Below are 16090 nucleotides of genomic sequence, written 5' to 3'. Positions count from 1 at the left end.
GTTTTCGTTCGTAGCCGGATGGCGGATGCGCTGGCGCTTATCCGCCCTACCGGCAGGTGATATAGATTTCGTCGTTGCCGAGCACGCGCTGGCAATCGAACGAAAGCGTGTTGGTGGATATGCCCTGGTCTTCGCCGTAGTCGATTTCGGTCGGGGCGGCTTTGGGGATGTCGATGCGGACGGAACCGCCATTGCTGTCCGGCTGCTCGATGCCGATGGCGCCGGAGCCGTTGTTGGCAAGCAGCGTCCAGGGATCGAACTGTGCGACGAGCGCGGCATCCAGGGTGAGGGAGCCGGAGGCGGCGCGGTCGGTGATGTTGATGCCCTGGTAGCCGACCACGGAGCGGTAAGCGGGTTTCTGGCCAAGGTCGAAGGAGAACTTGCCCATCTGCAACCCACTGGCCCCGCCCGTGAACTGTTTGCCGAACGCCTGGCCGTAGGTGCGGCCAAACCCCACTTCGAACGGATCGACCCAGTTGGACACGATCACGCCGGTTTCCGAGGCATCGGCCACGCCGGCGTACAAGCCGATCATCTCGAAATCGTACATGCCGGTGTCTTTGGCCGAGGCATCGCCCTTGACGTTGCCGCGGCAGCCCACCAGCTTGTGACGCACCTGGTTGCCTTCGTTGTAATAGAAGGTTGCGGCATCCATGGTCAGGATGTCCGACACCGGGTTATAGCGGGCGAACGGATCGATCGAGTAGAGCGAGGTAGCGTCCGGCGTGACGGTCCACGGCCGGTCGACCGTCGCCACTTTGGTGCTGCCGACGTAATCGATGATCGTGGCGGACTGACCGTTACCGATGCCGCCCGTGATTCGTACCTTGGCGCCGAGATAGACGTCGTCGACGCTGGAGGCCGCCGCGGCCAGCTTGAGCGTAGTGGTAGTGGAACCCGCTTGCGCGGTACCGGTGACCGCTGCGGCCGAGAGGAGCTCTGCCATACCGCAGGCGCGCAGCGCGAATCCGTAAGGGGGCGGCGTGCCGGGGGTGAGCGCCGAGACCAGATCGCACTTGAACGTGATCGACCGGTACAACTCCGTGCGGATTTTCTTGCCGGTGCCCAGGGAGTTGGTGATGTACTTCAACTCTTTGGTATTGCCCTGGATCGGCTTGATGCTCAGGTCCGTCACCCGCAAAGCGTTCAGTGCGCCGGTGGGGGCGGCGTCGGTGCCGTAGGTCGACTCCAGCTTGCCGAGCAGGACTCGGTTGTTGCGCAATAGCAGTCCGCTCATGCCTGTTCTCCGTCAGTCTTCTTGCTGCGTCGGGCCGGCCTGTCCAGTGCGGCGTCGGCCGCCTCAACTGCCCCGGCCGGTTCGATCGCCGTCTCGAGCTCAACCTGCCCTTCGGCTGCGTTCACGGCCGGCGCCGGAGTTCCGGCGCCGGAGTGACTGCCAGATTCCTCATCGGGACCCGGCTCGCTCTCGACGTGTGTCTGGGTGCGTTCGGTCAGCTCGATCTGATCCGTCTCCGGATTCAGCACGTAGCTACCGCCTTTGCCGAAATGTTCGTTCGTGTGCATCGCGTCCTCACTTGGTGATGTAGTGGTTCGATTGCCAGAGGTGCAGCCACAGCACCCAGCCGTCGGTGCCGCCGACCATCTGGCCGGATCGGTAGGTGAGCTCCGTGTAGCCCGGCGCCGGGATGAAGCCCAAGAGCTTCGGCTCCACGGCCTCGCCCAGCGCTTCCACCTTGAGCAGAGCGGCTTCGCCGCGACGGTCGCTGACGTCGTAGCAGCCGAGGACGACGCCGTAGCGGTCGGTCACCCGTTGCCGGATACCGCCGGCCGACAGGGTGTTTTTCTCGGCGTCGTCACCCGGCGAAATCACCCAGGCCCATCGCGGGCCTTTCCCGCTGTTCAGCTCGGTCAGGATCTGACGGACGCTGCCGGCGATCTCGACCCGGCCGGTCAGTTCCGGCACGGTCTGGAGCTGGGCGACGACGGGTGAGATTTGCATCGACGCGCTCTAGTACCCGGCCAGCGTGTCGTCGCTGAACACCCGGTCCGGCGCGTCGGCCTGCGGGACATCGACGCTGACGGTCGCGCCCGGTGCGAGCTGGTCCGATCCCAGGTGGCTCGTTCCGTCCGACAGGTCGCGCAGGAACTTCACCGCGTCGTCGCGGTTCTTCCGGGCCGCTTCCGTCGGATTGGTTTCCTGCAGGGTGAACCAGACCAGTTTCACCGCGCAGTCCCGGATGGCCGGATCGGGCGCCAGCGGCACGGCGTAGCGGTGCCGCACGTAGCTGTCGATGATCCCGTCCACCTTGGCGATGGCCTCGGCGACGACGTCCGCATCCGCCACGCTGTCGCGGTCGCGATCGGCGAGCTGCAGGAACTCGACGGCCGAGACCTTTTCCAGGTCGGCTTGGGTGCAATAGCTCACGCCACGCCCTCCGGCGGATCGCCCGCGGCATCCGCCCTAGATCGCGGCGGAGCCGCTCCTACGGAGGCCGATCCCGCGGTGGGAGCGGCTTTGCCGCGATGCGCCTTGAGCGGCGCCGGGTCGGCGGCCGCGGAGCCCGATGCCCCATCGTCCAGTACTTCGACGATGAGCATGTTTTCGGCCTGGAGCGTCTTCAGCTCGCTTTCGCTGAACCGATCGAAGGGATAATCGGTGGGTTCCGCCGGGTGGGCGATGCCACAGCGGCGGAATCCGGCGCGTCGTGCAGTGATTCGGATGATCATGTGCTTACCCCAGCTGCGGCACGACCACGAGCTGCGCGGTCTTGTACCAGATGTTGGTTTCACCGCCGGAGACCAGCTCCTTGTTGAGCAGCGCGAGCGCGGCGGCTTCGTTGGTCGGACCGACGATGAGGTGAGTTGGATGGATCGGCAACACCGTGCCGTCCGGGCGCCGCTGGGTACCCAGCGCCAGCCGGGCCGCCTGGTAGTTGGTGGCATCGAGCGCGGCCTTGGAGGCGTAGGCGAGCTGATAGAAACCGAAGCCGCCGTTGTAGCGGCCGTCCACACCGAACCGGAACTGCCGGTTCATGAAGACGTTGTCGTCGGTCTCGTTGGACTGGTTGACGAACTTCACCGCCGAGCGGTTCTGGAACACCAGCGGCTTCATGAAGCTGCGCGAGAGGTCCATCAGGAACCAGGGCGAACTGGCGCCGGCCTGGTAGTTGCTCCAGGAGGTCTCGTTGCCGGCGGCGTCGAACCCTAAATGGTCGGTGTCGAAGAAATACTGGCCGTCCATCGCGAGCGAATTGAATCCGCTCAACAGTACCTGCCACATCAGCTCGTCCGGGTGGCGCTTGGCGACCTCGCCCTGCATCGAGAAGCGGGTGGAGTACAACCCCAGCTTGTCGTCCTCTATGTCGTTGCGGTCGACGCCGACCGTGTGCTCCCAGTGTTTGTTGATGATCTGGTAGCCGATCATCTCGAGGTTGTGGATGACGCGCTGGCCGATCCATTCCCGCATGCCGGGCAGTTCCTTCATCCAGCCGTAGTTTTCCAGGGCCGACTGGGAGGAAACCTCCATCGCGATCAGAGGCCACTGGGCCTCGGCGGAGTTGAAGCCCTTGAGGAAGGCGGCATTGAAACCGTTCTGCAGGGCTTTCAGGGTTTGGGGCGTGATCTGCATGCTTTTCTCCGATTACCAGCCCAGACCGATCTGGACCCAGACGCCGTCGCTGTCGACGGCTACGATTTGGCCCGCGCGGGAGCGGGTGTTGGTGCCGTTGGTCTTGGCGACGGTCTGGTCGTCGACGATGTAGCAGTCGGCGCCGACGTCGGCCTGCGCGATCAGATCGCCCGCGGCGCTGTTGGCGAACTTGTAGATGCCGCGCTTGACTCGCGCTTTCTTGTCGCCGGCCGCACCGCCGGTGTTGTCGGCGCTCTCTTCGAACCGGCCGGCCGCGACCAGGGTGGTTGCGGTACGTCCGGGCGCCGCGTAGCCGGCGTCGATGACTGCCAGGCCACCGAGAAAACACTTGGTATTGGCTTTGACCGGAAGGTCGAAGACGTCGCCGATCCGTTCTTTGGTGTTGCGCTCTGCTGCCAATGCGGTCATGTCACGCCCCCTTCTTTGTCGCCAGGTATTCCTCCGCCGTGAGGTTCAGCGCCTCACAGGTCTTCCGCTCAGCTTCCGACAGGCTGATCTCATCGCCCGTGCCGGCACCGCCACTGAGCTCGCTGAATTCGACGATTTTCGGCAGTCGGCGGCTCAGGAACGACTTGAGCCAGGCGCTGGATGGCGTCGTGACCGTTTCATCGCCCTCGCTGAATTCCAGCGTCGCCTCGCCGTCCAGGCTGGCCATGAACTCGACCAGGCCCGCCTTGTCCGCCGGCGGCAACTTGCCGGCCTGCACCAGGCTTTCGGCGAAATCGGCATGCATCTGCCGCGTCGCCGCCGCCTCGCGGCGTTGCAGTTCGGCCTCGCGGCGGGCGATCTCCGCCTCGCGTTGGGCCAGATCGGTGGTTTGAGCAGTCATCGTGGGCGTTACCTCGGGTTGAGATTCTGAAAAGGCGGGCTGGGCGCCGGCATCCTCGGCGGCGGCTTCGGCCACTTCCTGTTGAGCGGCTTGCTCCAGGGACTGCACGTCGTAACCGGGGATCACCCGATCGGCGGTGTCCTGGCCAAACTGGCCGATCAGCCATTCACGCAGACGGCGCCATAAGCCGGCATGGGTCACGTCGTCCCATTCGCTCAGCTCTATGACGCCTTCTTCGGAATCGGACAGGGAGGCTTCTCGCAGGCCCTTCACCGCCGGCGGCATGGCGCCCAGGAAACCGAGATGGCGCGGATAGAACACGCCCGGTTTCGGATTGACGGGAGAGTCGGGGAGATAGACGGACAGGCTGACAGAGCGGAATTTTTTCCCGCGCACCAGTTCGGCGAACGCCGGATCGACGTCGCCCGGCACGGACAGCAGGCGCTGGGTTTCCGGCGAATAGCGCAGGGCATCGACCCAGCCGTAGGCCGGATCGTCATGTTTCGGGTGCCCGGCGACGATCGGCGCGCGGTAAACGGCTGGATCGTAGGCCGCCGCCATCGCGGCCAGATCGGTCTCGGAAAACTCAACGACCTGGCCGCCCATGGCCGTAAACCGGCCGGGCTTGAGGGATTCGATGGGTTGGGGTGTGGTTTGGCTCATGGTCCGTAGGTTACGGACCGGGGCCGGGAGATATCAGGCGGAAACGTTTCCGCCCGAGTTATCTTGCGGGAGTGTTCTGCGGCGCGATGGTTAACGTCTTGGCGGCATAGGTGATGGAGATGTTTTGGTCCCCATTGATGCTGGTGCAGATGGGCCGGGCGTCTCTAGGAGAAGATGCGGCGGCCCAACCGATTCCGTAAGCAACGCTGAAAAGCAGAAGACCTTTGAGCAGGCTCATGACATGTTACTCCCCTCCCAAGTGCAGCGGCGGTTAACCCCAGGCGGCCTTGATGTGCTCTTCGATCGTCTCGACGATGTAATTCTTATCGTCATCGGACAGGCCGATGAAGGGACGGGCCGGGATGTCACCCCAGGGGATCGGCGAATTTCGCTTGTTCCGCGCCGAACTGGTGAACGGCGCCATAGATCACATTCGTTCCGAACAGCAGCGCGTCGTCGTGACCATCCAACGCGTGAGTCAGTGAATCCATAAGATGGCCGGTATCGATCAGCGGCTTCTTGCCGCCAGCCGGCCAACCCCTTCCTTATTGAGCTTGCCCCGTTTGGTGAGCAAGCCGCCGCTGGCAAGTTGATCAAACGTCACCGCGCTGTTGGGCGCCCACTTGCTGCCATCTGGTGCCTCGCTCCGCTCGAAGCGCTGGCGATGGGACCGCTCCAGATGCGTACCGATATCGTGCAACACCGGCTCCAGGTCACCCATCAGCCGCCGGAGGTCCTCCAGCCTCTCCCGGACCTCCCGGTCGTCGACTTCGATCTTGATGAACGCGCCCGCCATGTTTATATCCTCAAACGCTGGTTTCGAACGCCCAGAGTATACGGCGGGGCGAGAGCCATCCCAAACACCGCGCTCCAAATCCTCTAAAGCCTTTAGGGGCCGAGAGGAGCGGTTCGGTAGGCATAGGGCGCGGTCTCGGCTTAATGAGGCGCTGAACGCGCCTGTAAGCAAGCGCTCAGATCGACGCCCACATCCGCGCCCAAGGGTGAACCCGGTGCTCCGCCTCATGCCCGTGCGCCATGAGCAGCTCGTTGTCGCAAACGTCCACAGCGGTCTGATTGACCGGCGGCTCGTCGGCCTCGATGGCCGTGATCCGCGCCAGCGCTTCCGCTGGCGTCGCCTCGTTTTTCAACAGCCACTGCTCCAGCTCCATATAGCGTCGGTACAAAGCCAGGTGCTCGAAGGCCTGAGCGGTAAAGCCGAACAGCGTATCCGCCAGAGTCGCCAACGCGACCAGAAAAGGCAGTGCAAGCTGAATGAACTTCGGACCGTCCTGAATCAGCGAGGCCACCATCCCCATACTCATCGCCACGCCCAGATAACCCGCGATCCGGGACCGCCGCATCAACACGCGCCGCCGCTGCTGGTGATAGCGTGACGAGAGCCGGCAGCGCAGCATGATCTGGTACGGGGTGAGTTCGTCGTTCATTTCTTGTTCCTGTTCCGGTCATTGCCCGGCGGCTCAGCCGGATGCGGTTTGCTCGGTGAGACAGTGCGGTCCCACGAGCGGCCGGGCTTGCCCTCACTAAAATCCGCCGTGTCTTCATCCAGCCGGCGACGGATATCGCGCTCAACAGGTGGCTCGGGCTTCTTGTCTTTGCTCATTCAATGTACTCCTTGTGGCTCGGCGGCTCAAAACCCAATGCGAAAACGTTTTCGTATTTGCCCGGTCATAGAGCGGGAGGACTACGCAAAATTGCGCAGTCCTCCCGCTTCGTGCCATTGAATCCATTTTTGGATTCAATCAAATGGTGCGTCGACGCGCCATTCCCCAAATGCGGCGACGTCACCACATTTAAAGGCCATCACTGATTCCCCTTTCTATGATACTCGGCGCAATGCACCGCCAAGCGCCGCAACATCTCCTGGCCCTCCGGGCTGCTGGCCCGGTAGTTCTGGATTAGCACGACCTCCAGATGTGAAAACTCGCCTTCGAGCCGCTGCGGCGCATCCAGCAACAAGGCCATCGGATCGATTTCCGGCCGCCGCTCAATGATCAACTTAATCAGGCCGGATGTAGCCGGTCGCGCACCTGTTTCATAGGCCGTCCAGTCCTCCGGGGCCATCCCCAAGGATGCGGCAAATTCCCCTAAGTCCTGTTCTCCCCGTGCCTCCCGCAGGCGGCGATGCAAGGTCTGCCGCCTTTCCTGAAAGTCGCGCTCTGTCCATCGTCCCGTCAGCACATAAGCCACGTCGATCCCCAGCTCGGGGCGCTGCTGCGCCAGTGCGCGGAGCTTGTCTTCGGGGAAGGCATTGCGGCGTTTCCTGGCGCTGAGCGCCTTATCCGTCAGGCCAAGCAACTCGGCGACATCCTTATCGTCCGATGCTCCAAGCTGCTCTTTAAGTCTGAGCAATATTTTTTCGAAATCAGACATAAAAGCCTCTTGCAACTCTACAAAAGTAGATTTAATCTACACACCAACCAACGCGCTTTTAATTTCTCTAACGCGCGATGGTCATTAACGACTTCCACAGGAGCAAACCCATGGCCCTTTACACCCCCGAACAACTCCGCAAGGAGCTGGACTCCAAAGGCATGACGATCAGCGCCTACGCCAAAGCCAGATCCCTCGATCCCAAGCTGGTGCGCGACCTGCTCGTCGGCCGCATTCGCGGCACGCGAGGCAGAGCCCACGACCACGCCGTCATCATGGGACTGAAGGACGGCGAAGTTAGCCAGCCCGCCGCCTGAGCCACCCCTCAACCCTACCGGAGCGAACCATGAATTCCTTAACCCCCGTTTCCTTCTACGACGACACCCTGTTCCTGACCGACCACGATGGGCTGCCGTATACGCCGGTCAAGCCCATTACCGACGCGCTTGGGCTCGATTGGTCCGCCCAATTTCGCAAGCTCAATCGCAACTTTCAACGCTGGGGTATTGCCGTGATGGCAATACCTTCGCCCGGCGGCATCCAAGAAACCCTCTGCATGCCACTGCGTAAATTGCCTGCGCTGCTCTTCAGCTTCGAACCCTCCCGCGTCCGCCCCGATCTCCGCGACAAGCTGATCCGCTACCAGAACGAATGCGACGAAGTGCTGTGGCGGCACTGGAGCGGGCTCCACTCGGCCGAACCGGCTGCGGCCACGCCGGAACTGCTGGAAATGCTGCGCGCCATGCAGGCCCAGCTCGCCACGCTGGCCACCAGCACTCAGGCGTCCATGGCCGCCCTGGCGCAGGCCCTGGATGTGACCCAGCGCTACACCGCCCTGCTGGAAACCCATCAGAGGAGGCCGCGGCGCGCGATCCGGCCCGTTACGGCAGACGACGTCGACGCCATTGCCGAATTGACCGCGATGGGACTGCCCGGCGCCGATATCGCCCGCCAGCTCGGCGTCTCCACGGCAACGGTGTCGCTCATCAAGAACGGCAAGTTCAAATTCAGCAAGGCACTCAGGCTCGGTCTGAAGTCATCCGGCCAGCACGCCGCCTGATTTTCCAATTCACCGGAGCCCACCATGACCACCAATTTCTGGGGATTTGCCCCCGACGCCGCCGAGCCGATCAATGTCCGTCTGGCTCGGGCCCGGATTCATAGGGCATTGGATTCCCGGCTAGCCGAGCTACGCAGGCATGGATGTGAACGATTAGTTCGCGAAATGACACCTGCTCTGGAGAGCCTTTTTCCGCCGCGGCCGCCTGCTTGTCCAAATCAGCCAGCAGCCCTTCCAGCGGAAGCAATCCCGCCTGATTCAGGCGAGCAACGATCAGAGACAGTGTGATGGCCTGCGAGGCCCAAAGGTTAAGCATGTCATGTTGACCCTTGTAATAGGCCGCATCGATCAGATCGGCAATCGGCTTGACCGGAATATTTTTTGAATTCGGCTGCTGTTCACTCATTGCTATTCGCCCATTTTTGAAAATCGGAGCCCGTCATGACCCACCTGTCTCGTCTCGAAAAAGCCCGCGTGGCCATGGCCGAAAAGCGTGCGGCCGGCGAACTCGAACGTCTCAACCCCATCGAGAAGGCGCGCCGTAACCCGACCTCCCTGCGCCTGGCCATCAATGGCAAGTGCTGGGACTGCGTCGGCTGCGGCGCAGACCCCAACCCCCAAAGAGCCATCGGCCAATGCCGCATCCCGGCCTGCACGCTCTGGCCGGTACGGCCCTATCAACACATGGCCGAGCCGGACAACGATTCTGTGACCGAGGAAGGCGACGACGATGCGCCTGTAAATCCTGATAAACGCATTTACGCACAGACGGCTGAAACAAACAGTCAGGCGCCTAGCACTGATGGCACTCAAGCTGACTAAACGCTGATTTCCTTGCTTAACGACACTTGGAGCAATCATGACCATCAACCCCTGGGGTTTCATCCCTGACGCCGCAATTATCGGCCGCGAATACGACGCTCGCGCATCGCATCCAGCTCGGTCGCAAGTTCGCGCACCGTCCGTTTCGTCTCCTCCAGGTGGGGCTGCTCGAAACACAATTCCCCCGCGATCCGATGCAGGCCCGAAGTGAAGCGGGAACCGTCCATGACTCTGCGATTTTCCAGCTCCGCAACCAGGCAAAGGAAAGCAGCACCCAGTCCTTCAATACGGCCGGCCAGTTCTGTGAATTCGGCGGTGTTCATGATCGAGCCCCTGTCTGCGTTGAAGTGGCGGCAATTTTCAGCAGGCGCAACCGGTTTGCATAGTAGCAAACGGGTTTTTTGTTTGGAAACGGCGATCTGACGGACTGCCAATGCCGAAACGGAATTGGAAGCGCATCCAACCCACCGGGCTCAACCACGCCATGGAGCTGTGCTTGGAGTACGCCAGGGAACGCCACAACCGCTCGGTCGACCGGGTAGCCGAGGGGATGGGCATGGCGAACAAGTGGACGCTCTATAAATGGATGGAAAGCGGCAGCCTGCCGGCGCGGATGATCCGGCCGTTCGAAGACCAGTGCGGTATCGACTTCGTGTCGCGCTACCTGGCTACCAGCGCCGGCAAGCTGGTAATCGATGTGCCAACTGGCAAGAAGGCACGGGTCGGCGACATCGCTGAATTACAGGAACTGCTGAACGCCGCGACCGGGCAGCTCATCAAGTTCTGGCGCGGCAACGGCGATGCCGGCGAAACCTTGACGGCCATCCAGTCCGGCATGGAGGCCCTGGCCCTGCACCGGGGACAGGTCGAGAAATCCCAACAACCCGAATTCGATTTCGGAGGCAACGATGAGCATTAACGAGGAGAAGGAATTGATACGCCTGAACGCGCGCAAGTACGCGGCCCTGGATGATCTGGACGAGGCACGGCGGAAGCTGAGCGAGGCTCAGCGGGAGTATGCCTGCAAGCGCAAGGCGCATCAGAAGGCGGTCATGGAATACCTCGATTACGCGGAGCGGCGAGTATGAGCATTAACGGCATGAACAAATTGATGCGCCTCAAGGCGCGCAAGCAGGCCGCCAAGGCCGCGGCCCAGCAAGCCTGGAAAAGGCTGGCTGCAGCGCAGCGTGAATACGAGCGGCTGGACAGCGCGCGTATCAGGGCAGCCATTGAATACAGCGACTACGCGGAGCGGCAGGTATGAGCGAAAAGATCAAGGGCTCGCGTCGCATGCTGCGTCTCATCGCGCTGCTGGGCGGGCATGAGGTCGATGGGCTGCGCAACAAGCAAATCGGCACCGCGCTGGGCATCGATCCGCCGATGGTGACGCGTGACATGGCCGATATGGAGTCCGAAGGATTTGCCGAGCGGGTACCCGGCAGGGAGGAAGCCTGGCGGCTCGGCCCCAAGGCGATCCAGATATTCCGCGCCCACACCCTGGAGCTGGAGCGCAAGCGCGCCCGGCTGGAAGAGACCGAACAGCGTTATTCACGCATCCCGTAAGGAGCACGCATGTCACGTAAAGAACTGATTCAGCCGGTGGAACCGGCCGGCCCGGACTACGGCACCGAAACCCCGCGCGAACTGGTCGAGCAAGAGGCCACCGCGCGCAAGATAGAGGGTGCGCTCGCGTACTACGAGGACGTCTTCAAGGCGCTGGGACGCATTGAGGCCGCGGAATTTATGGCGACCGTCGCCGAAAAATTGATTGCAGAAACCGCTATAAAAATGAAGGAAGGCAAGAAATACAAAGGCTTGCCGTACAGCGACGAAAACGGAAACGCGCGACGCGTCGCCACTTTTGAGGAATTCTGCGAGTACAAACTGGGCAAGTCTCGGCGCCGGGTCGCCGAGCTGATGAGCAACCATCACCTACTCGGCCCCGAACTCTACGAGCGCGCCGAAAAGCTGGGCTTCGGCCAGCGCGACTACAACGCCATCAAGGCCCTGCCCGAAGAGGAGCAGGCCATCATCAAGCAGGCGATCGAGGCTGAGGATAAAGACCGGGTCATCGATCTGCTACAGGACATGGCCGCCAAGCACGTCAAGGAGAAGGAAAGTCTCGCCAAAAAATCGGCCGACCTGCAAGCCTCGCTCGAATCCTCTGGCCAGCGTAATGCCAACCTGAACAAGCGGGTCGGCGACCTCGAAGAGGAGCTGGCGACCTTAAAGGGGAAGCGGGCGAAAGCGCCGCACCTGGCCGAACAAGGCTTGATCATCGACCTGCAGATGGAGACGGATCGAGCGGTTTCGATGGTCGCCGCATCCCTGCGCAGTCTAGTGGTGAAACTGTTCAATCACTACGGCGACGGCTCAGTACCCGATCTGGCGCGGGTCGCCGCCGCTCAGGCATTCGGGCTGGTCATCGTCGCCGCTCGCACGGCATGCGATGAGCTGGGGCTGACTCCCGCTGAAACGCTGCATCAATCCGTCGATGACCCGGAGAAGGCGATCTGGGACGAGATCAACGCCCAGGACGAGGCGGTGAACGGCACCGAGATCGAGGCCTGATCCATGTCAGCCCAGCGCCTGATCGCCGTTTCCCAGTTTGCCGAGCAGCTCGCCGCCGCGCGCAAGGGCGAGAAGGGGCGCATCGTGGAGACGGCCTGCGCCACCCTCGGCATGCACCGGGCCACGTTCTACCGTGCGCTCGAGGAGGTGACCGTGAGCAATCGCAAACGGCGCGCCGACGCCGGAGAGGTCGAGCTGCCGCGTGCCGAAGCTGCCGCGATTTCAGCCTACATCATGGAGGGGTACCGGAAGAACGCCAAGAAGACCGTGACCATTGCCCAGGCGGTCGATGTGCTACGTGCGAACGGCAAGATCGTCGCCGGGCGCGGCGACGAGACCACGGGAGAAATCATCCCCCTCTCGATATCGGCCATCTCCCGCGCACTCCGGGCCTATACCCTGCACCCGGAACAGCTCAAGCAGCCGTCACCGCACGTCAAGCTCAAGTCGGCACATCCCAACCATGTATGGCAAGTCGACGGCTCGGTGTGCGTGCTGTTCTATCTGCCGGGCGGTGGGGCGGAACTGGTCGAGACGGACCAGGCGGCCCACTACAAGAACAAGCCGGAAAACCTGAAGGCCATCGAGCGGTTCCGGGTGATCCGCTATGTGCTCACCGACCATTGCACTGGGCTCACCCGGTTCCGCTACTACCCGCATGCGGAAACCGGCGAACACACGGTGCGATTTCTGGCCTGGGCCATGGCCGGCAAGCCGGACCCGCGCAAAGACCCGTTCGAAGGCCGGCCGCGCATCCTCATGGTCGATCCCGGCGCCACCTCCGGCGGCTTGGTTAAGCGGTTTTGCCGGCGGATGGGGATCGAGTTGATCGTCAACGAGCGCCGCCGCCCGCGAGCCAAGGGCAGCGTCGAAAAAGGCAATGACATCGTCGAGTTGGCATTCGAGAGCGGGCTCCGGTTTGCCCGAAGACAGGTCGCCGATTTCGCCGACCTGAACACCCTGGCCGAGATGTATCAGATCCACTGGAACAATCATGCCGTTCTCGGCCGCCACGGCATGACGCGCATGGCCGCCTGGATGCACATCCGGGCCGAACACCTGGTCAGGGTCGGTGCCGAAAGTACCCTGCTGGCCCTGGCCACGGACGAACCGCTGGCACGCAAAGTCACTGGCAACCTCACGGTGAGTTTCCAACGGCGCACCTGGTACGTGGGTGACGTGCCCGGTGTACTGGTCGGTGGGACGGTGCATGTGCATTGGCATCCGTTCGTCGCCAACACCGCGATGGCGGTGGTCGAGGATGAACAGGGCCGGGAGGTGCATTACCAATTGCCGGACGTGACCGGCAACGTCGACCCCTACAACAACGAATGGGGATTCCAGGCCGATGCGGCCCTGATCGGCGAAGAGCGCAAGAGCCGCCCCGACACGCTGGCGGATACCCATCGCAAGGAGATTGCCCGAATCGCCTCGGGACGAGACCGTCAGGCCGACGCCGACAAGGCGCGCGAGCGTCGGGACTACGTGCCGTTCGGCAACGAGGTCGATCCCTACCTCCGGGCGAAAACCGAGCCTACACCCGATTACCTACCCAAGCGCGGTACCGAGCATGAAACGGCGGTGCCGAAGTTCGAATTCACCCCCCTGTCGATTCCGCAGCTCGTCAAGCGGCTCAAGCCGGAGCTGGAAGCGCGGGGGATTGCGTGGACGTCGCAATCCTATGCCTGGCTGGAACGCCGTTTTCCGGACGGCGCCCAGGAGGATGCGATCGAGGGGATTCTGGCGCAGCTCACAGCGGCGGCGGAATCGGTCAAGCCCGGTTTGCGGGCGGTTTGAGAGGAGACACAACGATGGCTTTTAAGGAAGGCGAAATCAAAGACGAGATGAAGGCGGCGCTGTTTACGCTCGCCCGTTACATGCCGGAACGGTGCGCCGTTTCGGTATGGCGGGTCGGCGGAACGACCTATATGGAAATCGTCAGCGATGGCGATGTGAAGCTGGTGCAGTACATGGGTGAGCGCGGTGCTGAAGCTCAAGCGCGTACTCATTGAAGCGGGATTCAGCCAGGCCGCACTGGCTCGAGCGTGCGGGGTCAGCCCTGCCACGATCGCCCAGATCGTGAACCATAACCAGTGGCCCAAAGCCGGGCTCGTGCTGCGGGAGGCCATCCTGCTGGTCTGCCAGGGGCACGGTTTGAGCGTGGGGGAGGATATTTTCAAGGTGGCTGATGAGTGCGCCAACACCCACCAGCCGGGTAGCAATGGGCTGGAGCCCACACAGGAGACTGAGATGTTACTACGTAAACAGGGGCTGTCACCAGCGGCCCGCCGGCATTTCGGGTTGTTCCGCGATCCGTTCAGCGAGGACGTGAGCGACCAGGACGACGTGTTCGTATCGAACGACATCCGCTACGTCCGAGAGGCGATGTTCGCAACCGCCAAGCACGGCGGATTCCTCGCCGTGGTCGGCGAATCCGGAGCGGGCAAGACCACGCTGCGGCGGGATCTGATCGACCGGATCAACCGGGAGGATCAGCCCGTCGTCGTGATCGAACCCTACGTGCTGGGCATGGAGGACAACGACGCCAAGGGCAAGACCATGAAGGCCGCCAGCATTGCCGACGCCATCATTTCAGCGGTGGCGCCGCTGGAAAACCCGCGGCGTTCGATGGAGGCGAAGAGCCGGCAATTGCACCGCCTGCTGAAGGAAAGCCGCAAGGCAGGGTATTCGCACTGTCTGATTATCGAGGAGGCGCATGGATTGCCGGTACCGACCATCAAGCACCTCAAGCGGTTTTTCGAACTGGAGGACGGCTTCAAGAAGCTGCTCTCCATCATCCTCATCGGCCAACCCGAATTGCGTGCCAAGCTCTCCGAGCGCAATCCGGAGGTGCGGGAGGTCGTCCAGCGCTGCGAGGTCGTAGAGCTGCCGCCACTGGACTCGCGCCTCGAAGAATACCTGGCCTTCAAGTTCAAGCGTGTAGGCGCAGATATGAGCGCCATGCTCGATCCGGCCGGGCTGGATGCGATCCGCGCGAAGCTGACCTACAGCCGGTCTGCCTCGGCACCCGGACGCGGGCAACCGCGGGACACCGTTTCCCTGCTGTATCCCCTGGCGGTCGGGAATCTCGTCAACGGGTGTCTGAACTTGGCCGCCGAACTGGGCGCGCCGAAGGTCGGCGCCGAACTGGTGAAGGAGGTATGACCATGATCCGCATCTATCACTATCCACGCCTGGGCCAGTATGGCTGGAAGTCCGTCATCAAGGTCGGCGACCAGGTTAGGGAAATCCTCATCGTAGGCACCTGGTTCCGTGCCGAGCAGCTCGCGGAAACCGCGGAGAAGGAAATGCGCGAGGCAAAGCGGCCGGTCAATACCGTGGCCGCTGCCCAAGCCAAGCAACGCCAGGCGCGCCGGCTGGCCTGGGGGCGCGCTTGACCCATCGCAAGAGAGTAGGAGCGGCTCCGCCGCGATCTTCGTTTCGCGGCGCAGCCGCTCCCACGGGAGGTGCGGCATGAAGTTGGCCTGCCCCAGCTGTGGCGCATTGATGAGCCTGGATGTGATCGTGGCGCACGACGGCGCGCGGGAGGCGGTGCAGATCGCGCTGCAGCTCCCGGCGCCGATGGGAAAGCTGCTGATCCAGTACATCACCCTGTTCCGTCCGGAAAAGCGCCAGCTCACGCTGGATCGGCTGGCCAGCCTGCTCGGCGAGCTGCTGCCGCTGATCCAGTCCGGGCAGATTACCCGGGACGGACGGGTCTGGGCGGTACCGGCGGAGGTCTGGCCGGCCGCGCTGCAGGAAATCCTCGACCGGGACCGCGCCAAGCCGTTTACCCGCCCGCTGAAATCGCACGGCTATCTGCTGGAAATCCTGGTCGGCAAGGCGAGTAAAGCGGAAGCCCGATCGGAAGCACTGACGGAAGAGCGGCGGCGCAACGGTGGGAGCGGCTCCGCCGCGAAACGCCAGGGCATGGCGGACGTGGCCGGGCACTTGAGCAATCTGAAAGGAGCATTGAAATGAAAACCATCGTTCTCGCCGGCATGGCGATGATCTTCCTGTTTGGACTCGGTACCGGGCTGTTTCTCGGTGCGGTGCTGGACATCAACCTGGTTGGCCGGGCCGAGCGCAAAGCACAGGCGAGGCACCCGGCCACCGATGACATCAACCTGGGTATTTAGGAGCA

At 62.7% G+C, this 16090-nt stretch carries 31 protein-coding genes; 14 read left to right on the top strand and 17 right to left on the bottom strand.

The annotated features are described in order from the left end of the window. Nucleotides 1–46: 46 nt before the first annotated feature. The 15 genes from N4J17_RS04680 to N4J17_RS04615 form a co-directional block, all read right to left on the bottom strand. On the bottom strand, nucleotides 47–1237 hold the full coding sequence (locus tag N4J17_RS04680; RefSeq protein ID WP_198321712.1) for a hypothetical protein: 1191 nt from the start codon (nucleotides 1235–1237) through the stop codon (nucleotides 47–49). Continuing rightward, entirely contained in the window at nucleotides 1234–1524 is a 291-nt protein-coding gene (locus N4J17_RS04675) for a hypothetical protein (protein ID WP_198321711.1), read from the bottom strand. Before N4J17_RS04675 ends, N4J17_RS04680 begins: the two co-directional genes overlap by 4 nt. Before the next feature lie 7 nt (nucleotides 1525–1531). Next, on the bottom strand, nucleotides 1532–1960 hold the full coding sequence (locus tag N4J17_RS04670) for a phage tail terminator protein (protein ID WP_198321710.1): 429 nt from the start codon (nucleotides 1958–1960) through the stop codon (nucleotides 1532–1534). 9 nt (nucleotides 1961–1969) lie between these two features. Then, nucleotides 1970–2386: a phage protein Gp36 family protein gene (locus N4J17_RS04665; RefSeq protein ID WP_198321709.1), complete on the bottom strand. Its 417-nt coding sequence runs from the start codon at nucleotides 2384–2386 to the stop codon at nucleotides 1970–1972. Next, nucleotides 2383–2688, bottom strand: a complete 306-nt coding sequence (locus N4J17_RS04660) for an HI1506-related protein (RefSeq protein WP_198321708.1) — start codon at nucleotides 2686–2688, stop codon at nucleotides 2383–2385. The genes N4J17_RS04665 and N4J17_RS04660 overlap by 4 nt, the downstream gene beginning before the upstream one ends. A gap of 4 nt (nucleotides 2689–2692) precedes the next feature. Next, complete coding sequence (locus N4J17_RS04655; RefSeq protein WP_198321707.1) at nucleotides 2693–3589, bottom strand: Mu-like prophage major head subunit gpT family protein; 897 nt, start codon at nucleotides 3587–3589, stop codon at nucleotides 2693–2695. A 12-nt stretch (nucleotides 3590–3601) separates the two neighbouring features. After that, complete coding sequence (locus tag N4J17_RS04650; protein WP_198321706.1) at nucleotides 3602–4018, bottom strand: hypothetical protein; 417 nt, start codon at nucleotides 4016–4018, stop codon at nucleotides 3602–3604. Nucleotide 4019: 1 nt separating this feature from the next. After that, nucleotides 4020–5102 carry a hypothetical protein gene (locus N4J17_RS04645; protein ID WP_198321705.1) on the bottom strand — a complete coding sequence of 361 codons (1083 nt, stop codon included), beginning with the start codon at nucleotides 5100–5102 and terminating at the stop codon, nucleotides 4020–4022. Nucleotides 5103–5160: 58 nt separating this feature from the next. Further along, nucleotides 5161–5340 (bottom strand): hypothetical protein, encoded by a 180-nt coding sequence (locus N4J17_RS04640; RefSeq protein WP_198321704.1) that lies wholly within the window; start codon nucleotides 5338–5340, stop codon nucleotides 5161–5163. Between the two features lie 33 nt (nucleotides 5341–5373). After that, on the bottom strand, nucleotides 5374–5526 hold the full coding sequence (locus N4J17_RS04635) for a hypothetical protein (protein ID WP_198321874.1): 153 nt from the start codon (nucleotides 5524–5526) through the stop codon (nucleotides 5374–5376). Beyond that, nucleotides 5468–5593: a hypothetical protein gene (locus N4J17_RS16570; protein ID WP_198321703.1), complete on the bottom strand. Its 126-nt coding sequence runs from the start codon at nucleotides 5591–5593 to the stop codon at nucleotides 5468–5470. Before N4J17_RS16570 ends, N4J17_RS04635 begins: the two co-directional genes overlap by 59 nt. A 17-nt stretch (nucleotides 5594–5610) precedes the next feature. After that, nucleotides 5611–5898 (bottom strand): phage virion morphogenesis protein, encoded by a 288-nt coding sequence (locus tag N4J17_RS04630; protein WP_198321702.1) that lies wholly within the window; start codon nucleotides 5896–5898, stop codon nucleotides 5611–5613. A gap of 175 nt (nucleotides 5899–6073) precedes the next feature. Beyond that, nucleotides 6074–6547, bottom strand: coding sequence for a hypothetical protein (locus N4J17_RS04625; RefSeq protein ID WP_198321701.1), 474 nt, complete (start codon nucleotides 6545–6547; stop codon nucleotides 6074–6076). Beyond that, nucleotides 6544–6723 carry a hypothetical protein gene (locus N4J17_RS04620; RefSeq protein ID WP_198321700.1) on the bottom strand — a complete coding sequence of 60 codons (180 nt, stop codon included), beginning with the start codon at nucleotides 6721–6723 and terminating at the stop codon, nucleotides 6544–6546. Before N4J17_RS04620 ends, N4J17_RS04625 begins: the two co-directional genes overlap by 4 nt. 200 nt (nucleotides 6724–6923) lie before the next feature. After that, nucleotides 6924–7508, bottom strand: a complete 585-nt coding sequence (locus N4J17_RS04615) for a helix-turn-helix domain-containing protein (RefSeq protein WP_338457592.1) — start codon at nucleotides 7506–7508, stop codon at nucleotides 6924–6926. Between the two features lie 95 nt (nucleotides 7509–7603). Here N4J17_RS04615 and N4J17_RS04610 point away from each other — a divergent pair, with 95 nt between their 5' ends. Next, nucleotides 7604–7810: a hypothetical protein gene (locus tag N4J17_RS04610; protein ID WP_198321698.1), complete on the top strand. Its 207-nt coding sequence runs from the start codon at nucleotides 7604–7606 to the stop codon at nucleotides 7808–7810. Nucleotides 7811–7839: 29 nt separating this feature from the next. Continuing rightward, nucleotides 7840–8553: a phage antirepressor N-terminal domain-containing protein gene (locus N4J17_RS04605; RefSeq protein ID WP_198321697.1), complete on the top strand. Its 714-nt coding sequence runs from the start codon at nucleotides 7840–7842 to the stop codon at nucleotides 8551–8553. A 70-nt stretch (nucleotides 8554–8623) separates the two neighbouring features. Here N4J17_RS04605 and N4J17_RS04600 read toward each other — a convergent pair whose 3' ends face one another. Beyond that, the gene (locus tag N4J17_RS04600) at nucleotides 8624–8959 is read right to left on the bottom strand and encodes a hypothetical protein (RefSeq protein ID WP_198321696.1); all 336 of its coding nucleotides are present in this window, start codon (nucleotides 8957–8959) and stop codon (nucleotides 8624–8626) included. 35 nt (nucleotides 8960–8994) lie between these two features. Between N4J17_RS04600 and N4J17_RS04595 the strand changes: the two genes are divergently transcribed. Next, nucleotides 8995–9375 (top strand): hypothetical protein, encoded by a 381-nt coding sequence (locus tag N4J17_RS04595; RefSeq protein ID WP_198321695.1) that lies wholly within the window; start codon nucleotides 8995–8997, stop codon nucleotides 9373–9375. 77 nt (nucleotides 9376–9452) lie between these two features. Here the strand turns inward: N4J17_RS04595 and N4J17_RS04590 are convergent, their stop codons facing one another. Beyond that, nucleotides 9453–9698: a hypothetical protein gene (locus tag N4J17_RS04590; protein ID WP_198321694.1), complete on the bottom strand. Its 246-nt coding sequence runs from the start codon at nucleotides 9696–9698 to the stop codon at nucleotides 9453–9455. A 110-nt stretch (nucleotides 9699–9808) separates the two neighbouring features. On the opposite strand from N4J17_RS04590, the gene N4J17_RS04585 reads away from it, so the two are divergent. The 11 genes from N4J17_RS04585 to N4J17_RS04535 all read left to right on the top strand — a co-directional run bounded on the left by N4J17_RS04585 (nucleotide 9809) and on the right by N4J17_RS04535 (nucleotide 16085). Continuing rightward, nucleotides 9809–10294, top strand: a complete 486-nt coding sequence (locus N4J17_RS04585; protein ID WP_338457657.1) for a hypothetical protein — start codon at nucleotides 9809–9811, stop codon at nucleotides 10292–10294. Continuing rightward, nucleotides 10284–10463 carry a hypothetical protein gene (locus N4J17_RS04580; RefSeq protein ID WP_338457656.1) on the top strand — a complete coding sequence of 60 codons (180 nt, stop codon included), beginning with the start codon at nucleotides 10284–10286 and terminating at the stop codon, nucleotides 10461–10463. Before N4J17_RS04585 ends, N4J17_RS04580 begins: the two co-directional genes overlap by 11 nt. Next, a complete protein-coding gene (locus tag N4J17_RS04575) occupies nucleotides 10460–10639 on the top strand; it encodes a hypothetical protein (protein WP_338457655.1) in 180 nt (59 codons plus the stop codon). Before N4J17_RS04580 ends, N4J17_RS04575 begins: the two co-directional genes overlap by 4 nt. Beyond that, the gene (locus N4J17_RS04570) at nucleotides 10636–10938 is read left to right on the top strand and encodes a hypothetical protein (protein ID WP_338457654.1); all 303 of its coding nucleotides are present in this window, start codon (nucleotides 10636–10638) and stop codon (nucleotides 10936–10938) included. Before N4J17_RS04575 ends, N4J17_RS04570 begins: the two co-directional genes overlap by 4 nt. 36 nt (nucleotides 10939–10974) lie before the next feature. After that, on the top strand, nucleotides 10975–11946 hold the full coding sequence (locus tag N4J17_RS04565; protein ID WP_338457653.1) for a hypothetical protein: 972 nt from the start codon (nucleotides 10975–10977) through the stop codon (nucleotides 11944–11946). A gap of 3 nt (nucleotides 11947–11949) precedes the next feature. Further along, nucleotides 11950–13743: a hypothetical protein gene (locus N4J17_RS04560; protein ID WP_338457652.1), complete on the top strand. Its 1794-nt coding sequence runs from the start codon at nucleotides 11950–11952 to the stop codon at nucleotides 13741–13743. Between the two features lie 14 nt (nucleotides 13744–13757). After that, nucleotides 13758–13958 (top strand): hypothetical protein, encoded by a 201-nt coding sequence (locus tag N4J17_RS04555; protein WP_338457651.1) that lies wholly within the window; start codon nucleotides 13758–13760, stop codon nucleotides 13956–13958. Next, complete coding sequence (locus tag N4J17_RS04550) at nucleotides 13921–15111, top strand: AAA family ATPase (RefSeq protein WP_338457650.1); 1191 nt, start codon at nucleotides 13921–13923, stop codon at nucleotides 15109–15111. The genes N4J17_RS04555 and N4J17_RS04550 overlap by 38 nt, the downstream gene beginning before the upstream one ends. Nucleotides 15112–15113: 2 nt before the next feature. Further along, nucleotides 15114–15344, top strand: coding sequence for a hypothetical protein (locus tag N4J17_RS04545; protein ID WP_198321686.1), 231 nt, complete (start codon nucleotides 15114–15116; stop codon nucleotides 15342–15344). Nucleotides 15345–15420: 76 nt separating this feature from the next. After that, complete coding sequence (locus N4J17_RS04540) at nucleotides 15421–15927, top strand: hypothetical protein (protein WP_198321685.1); 507 nt, start codon at nucleotides 15421–15423, stop codon at nucleotides 15925–15927. Continuing rightward, nucleotides 15924–16085, top strand: coding sequence for a hypothetical protein (locus N4J17_RS04535; protein WP_198321684.1), 162 nt, complete (start codon nucleotides 15924–15926; stop codon nucleotides 16083–16085). Before N4J17_RS04540 ends, N4J17_RS04535 begins: the two co-directional genes overlap by 4 nt. The last annotated feature ends 5 nt before the right edge of the window (nucleotides 16086–16090 follow it).

This window comes from Methylococcus capsulatus (assembly GCF_036864975.1).
In the GTDB taxonomy this organism is placed as follows: domain Bacteria; phylum Pseudomonadota; class Gammaproteobacteria; order Methylococcales; family Methylococcaceae; genus Methylococcus.
The sequence above is the reverse complement of the archived record's forward strand: the minus strand, read 5'-3'. Positions and strand labels throughout refer to the sequence as shown.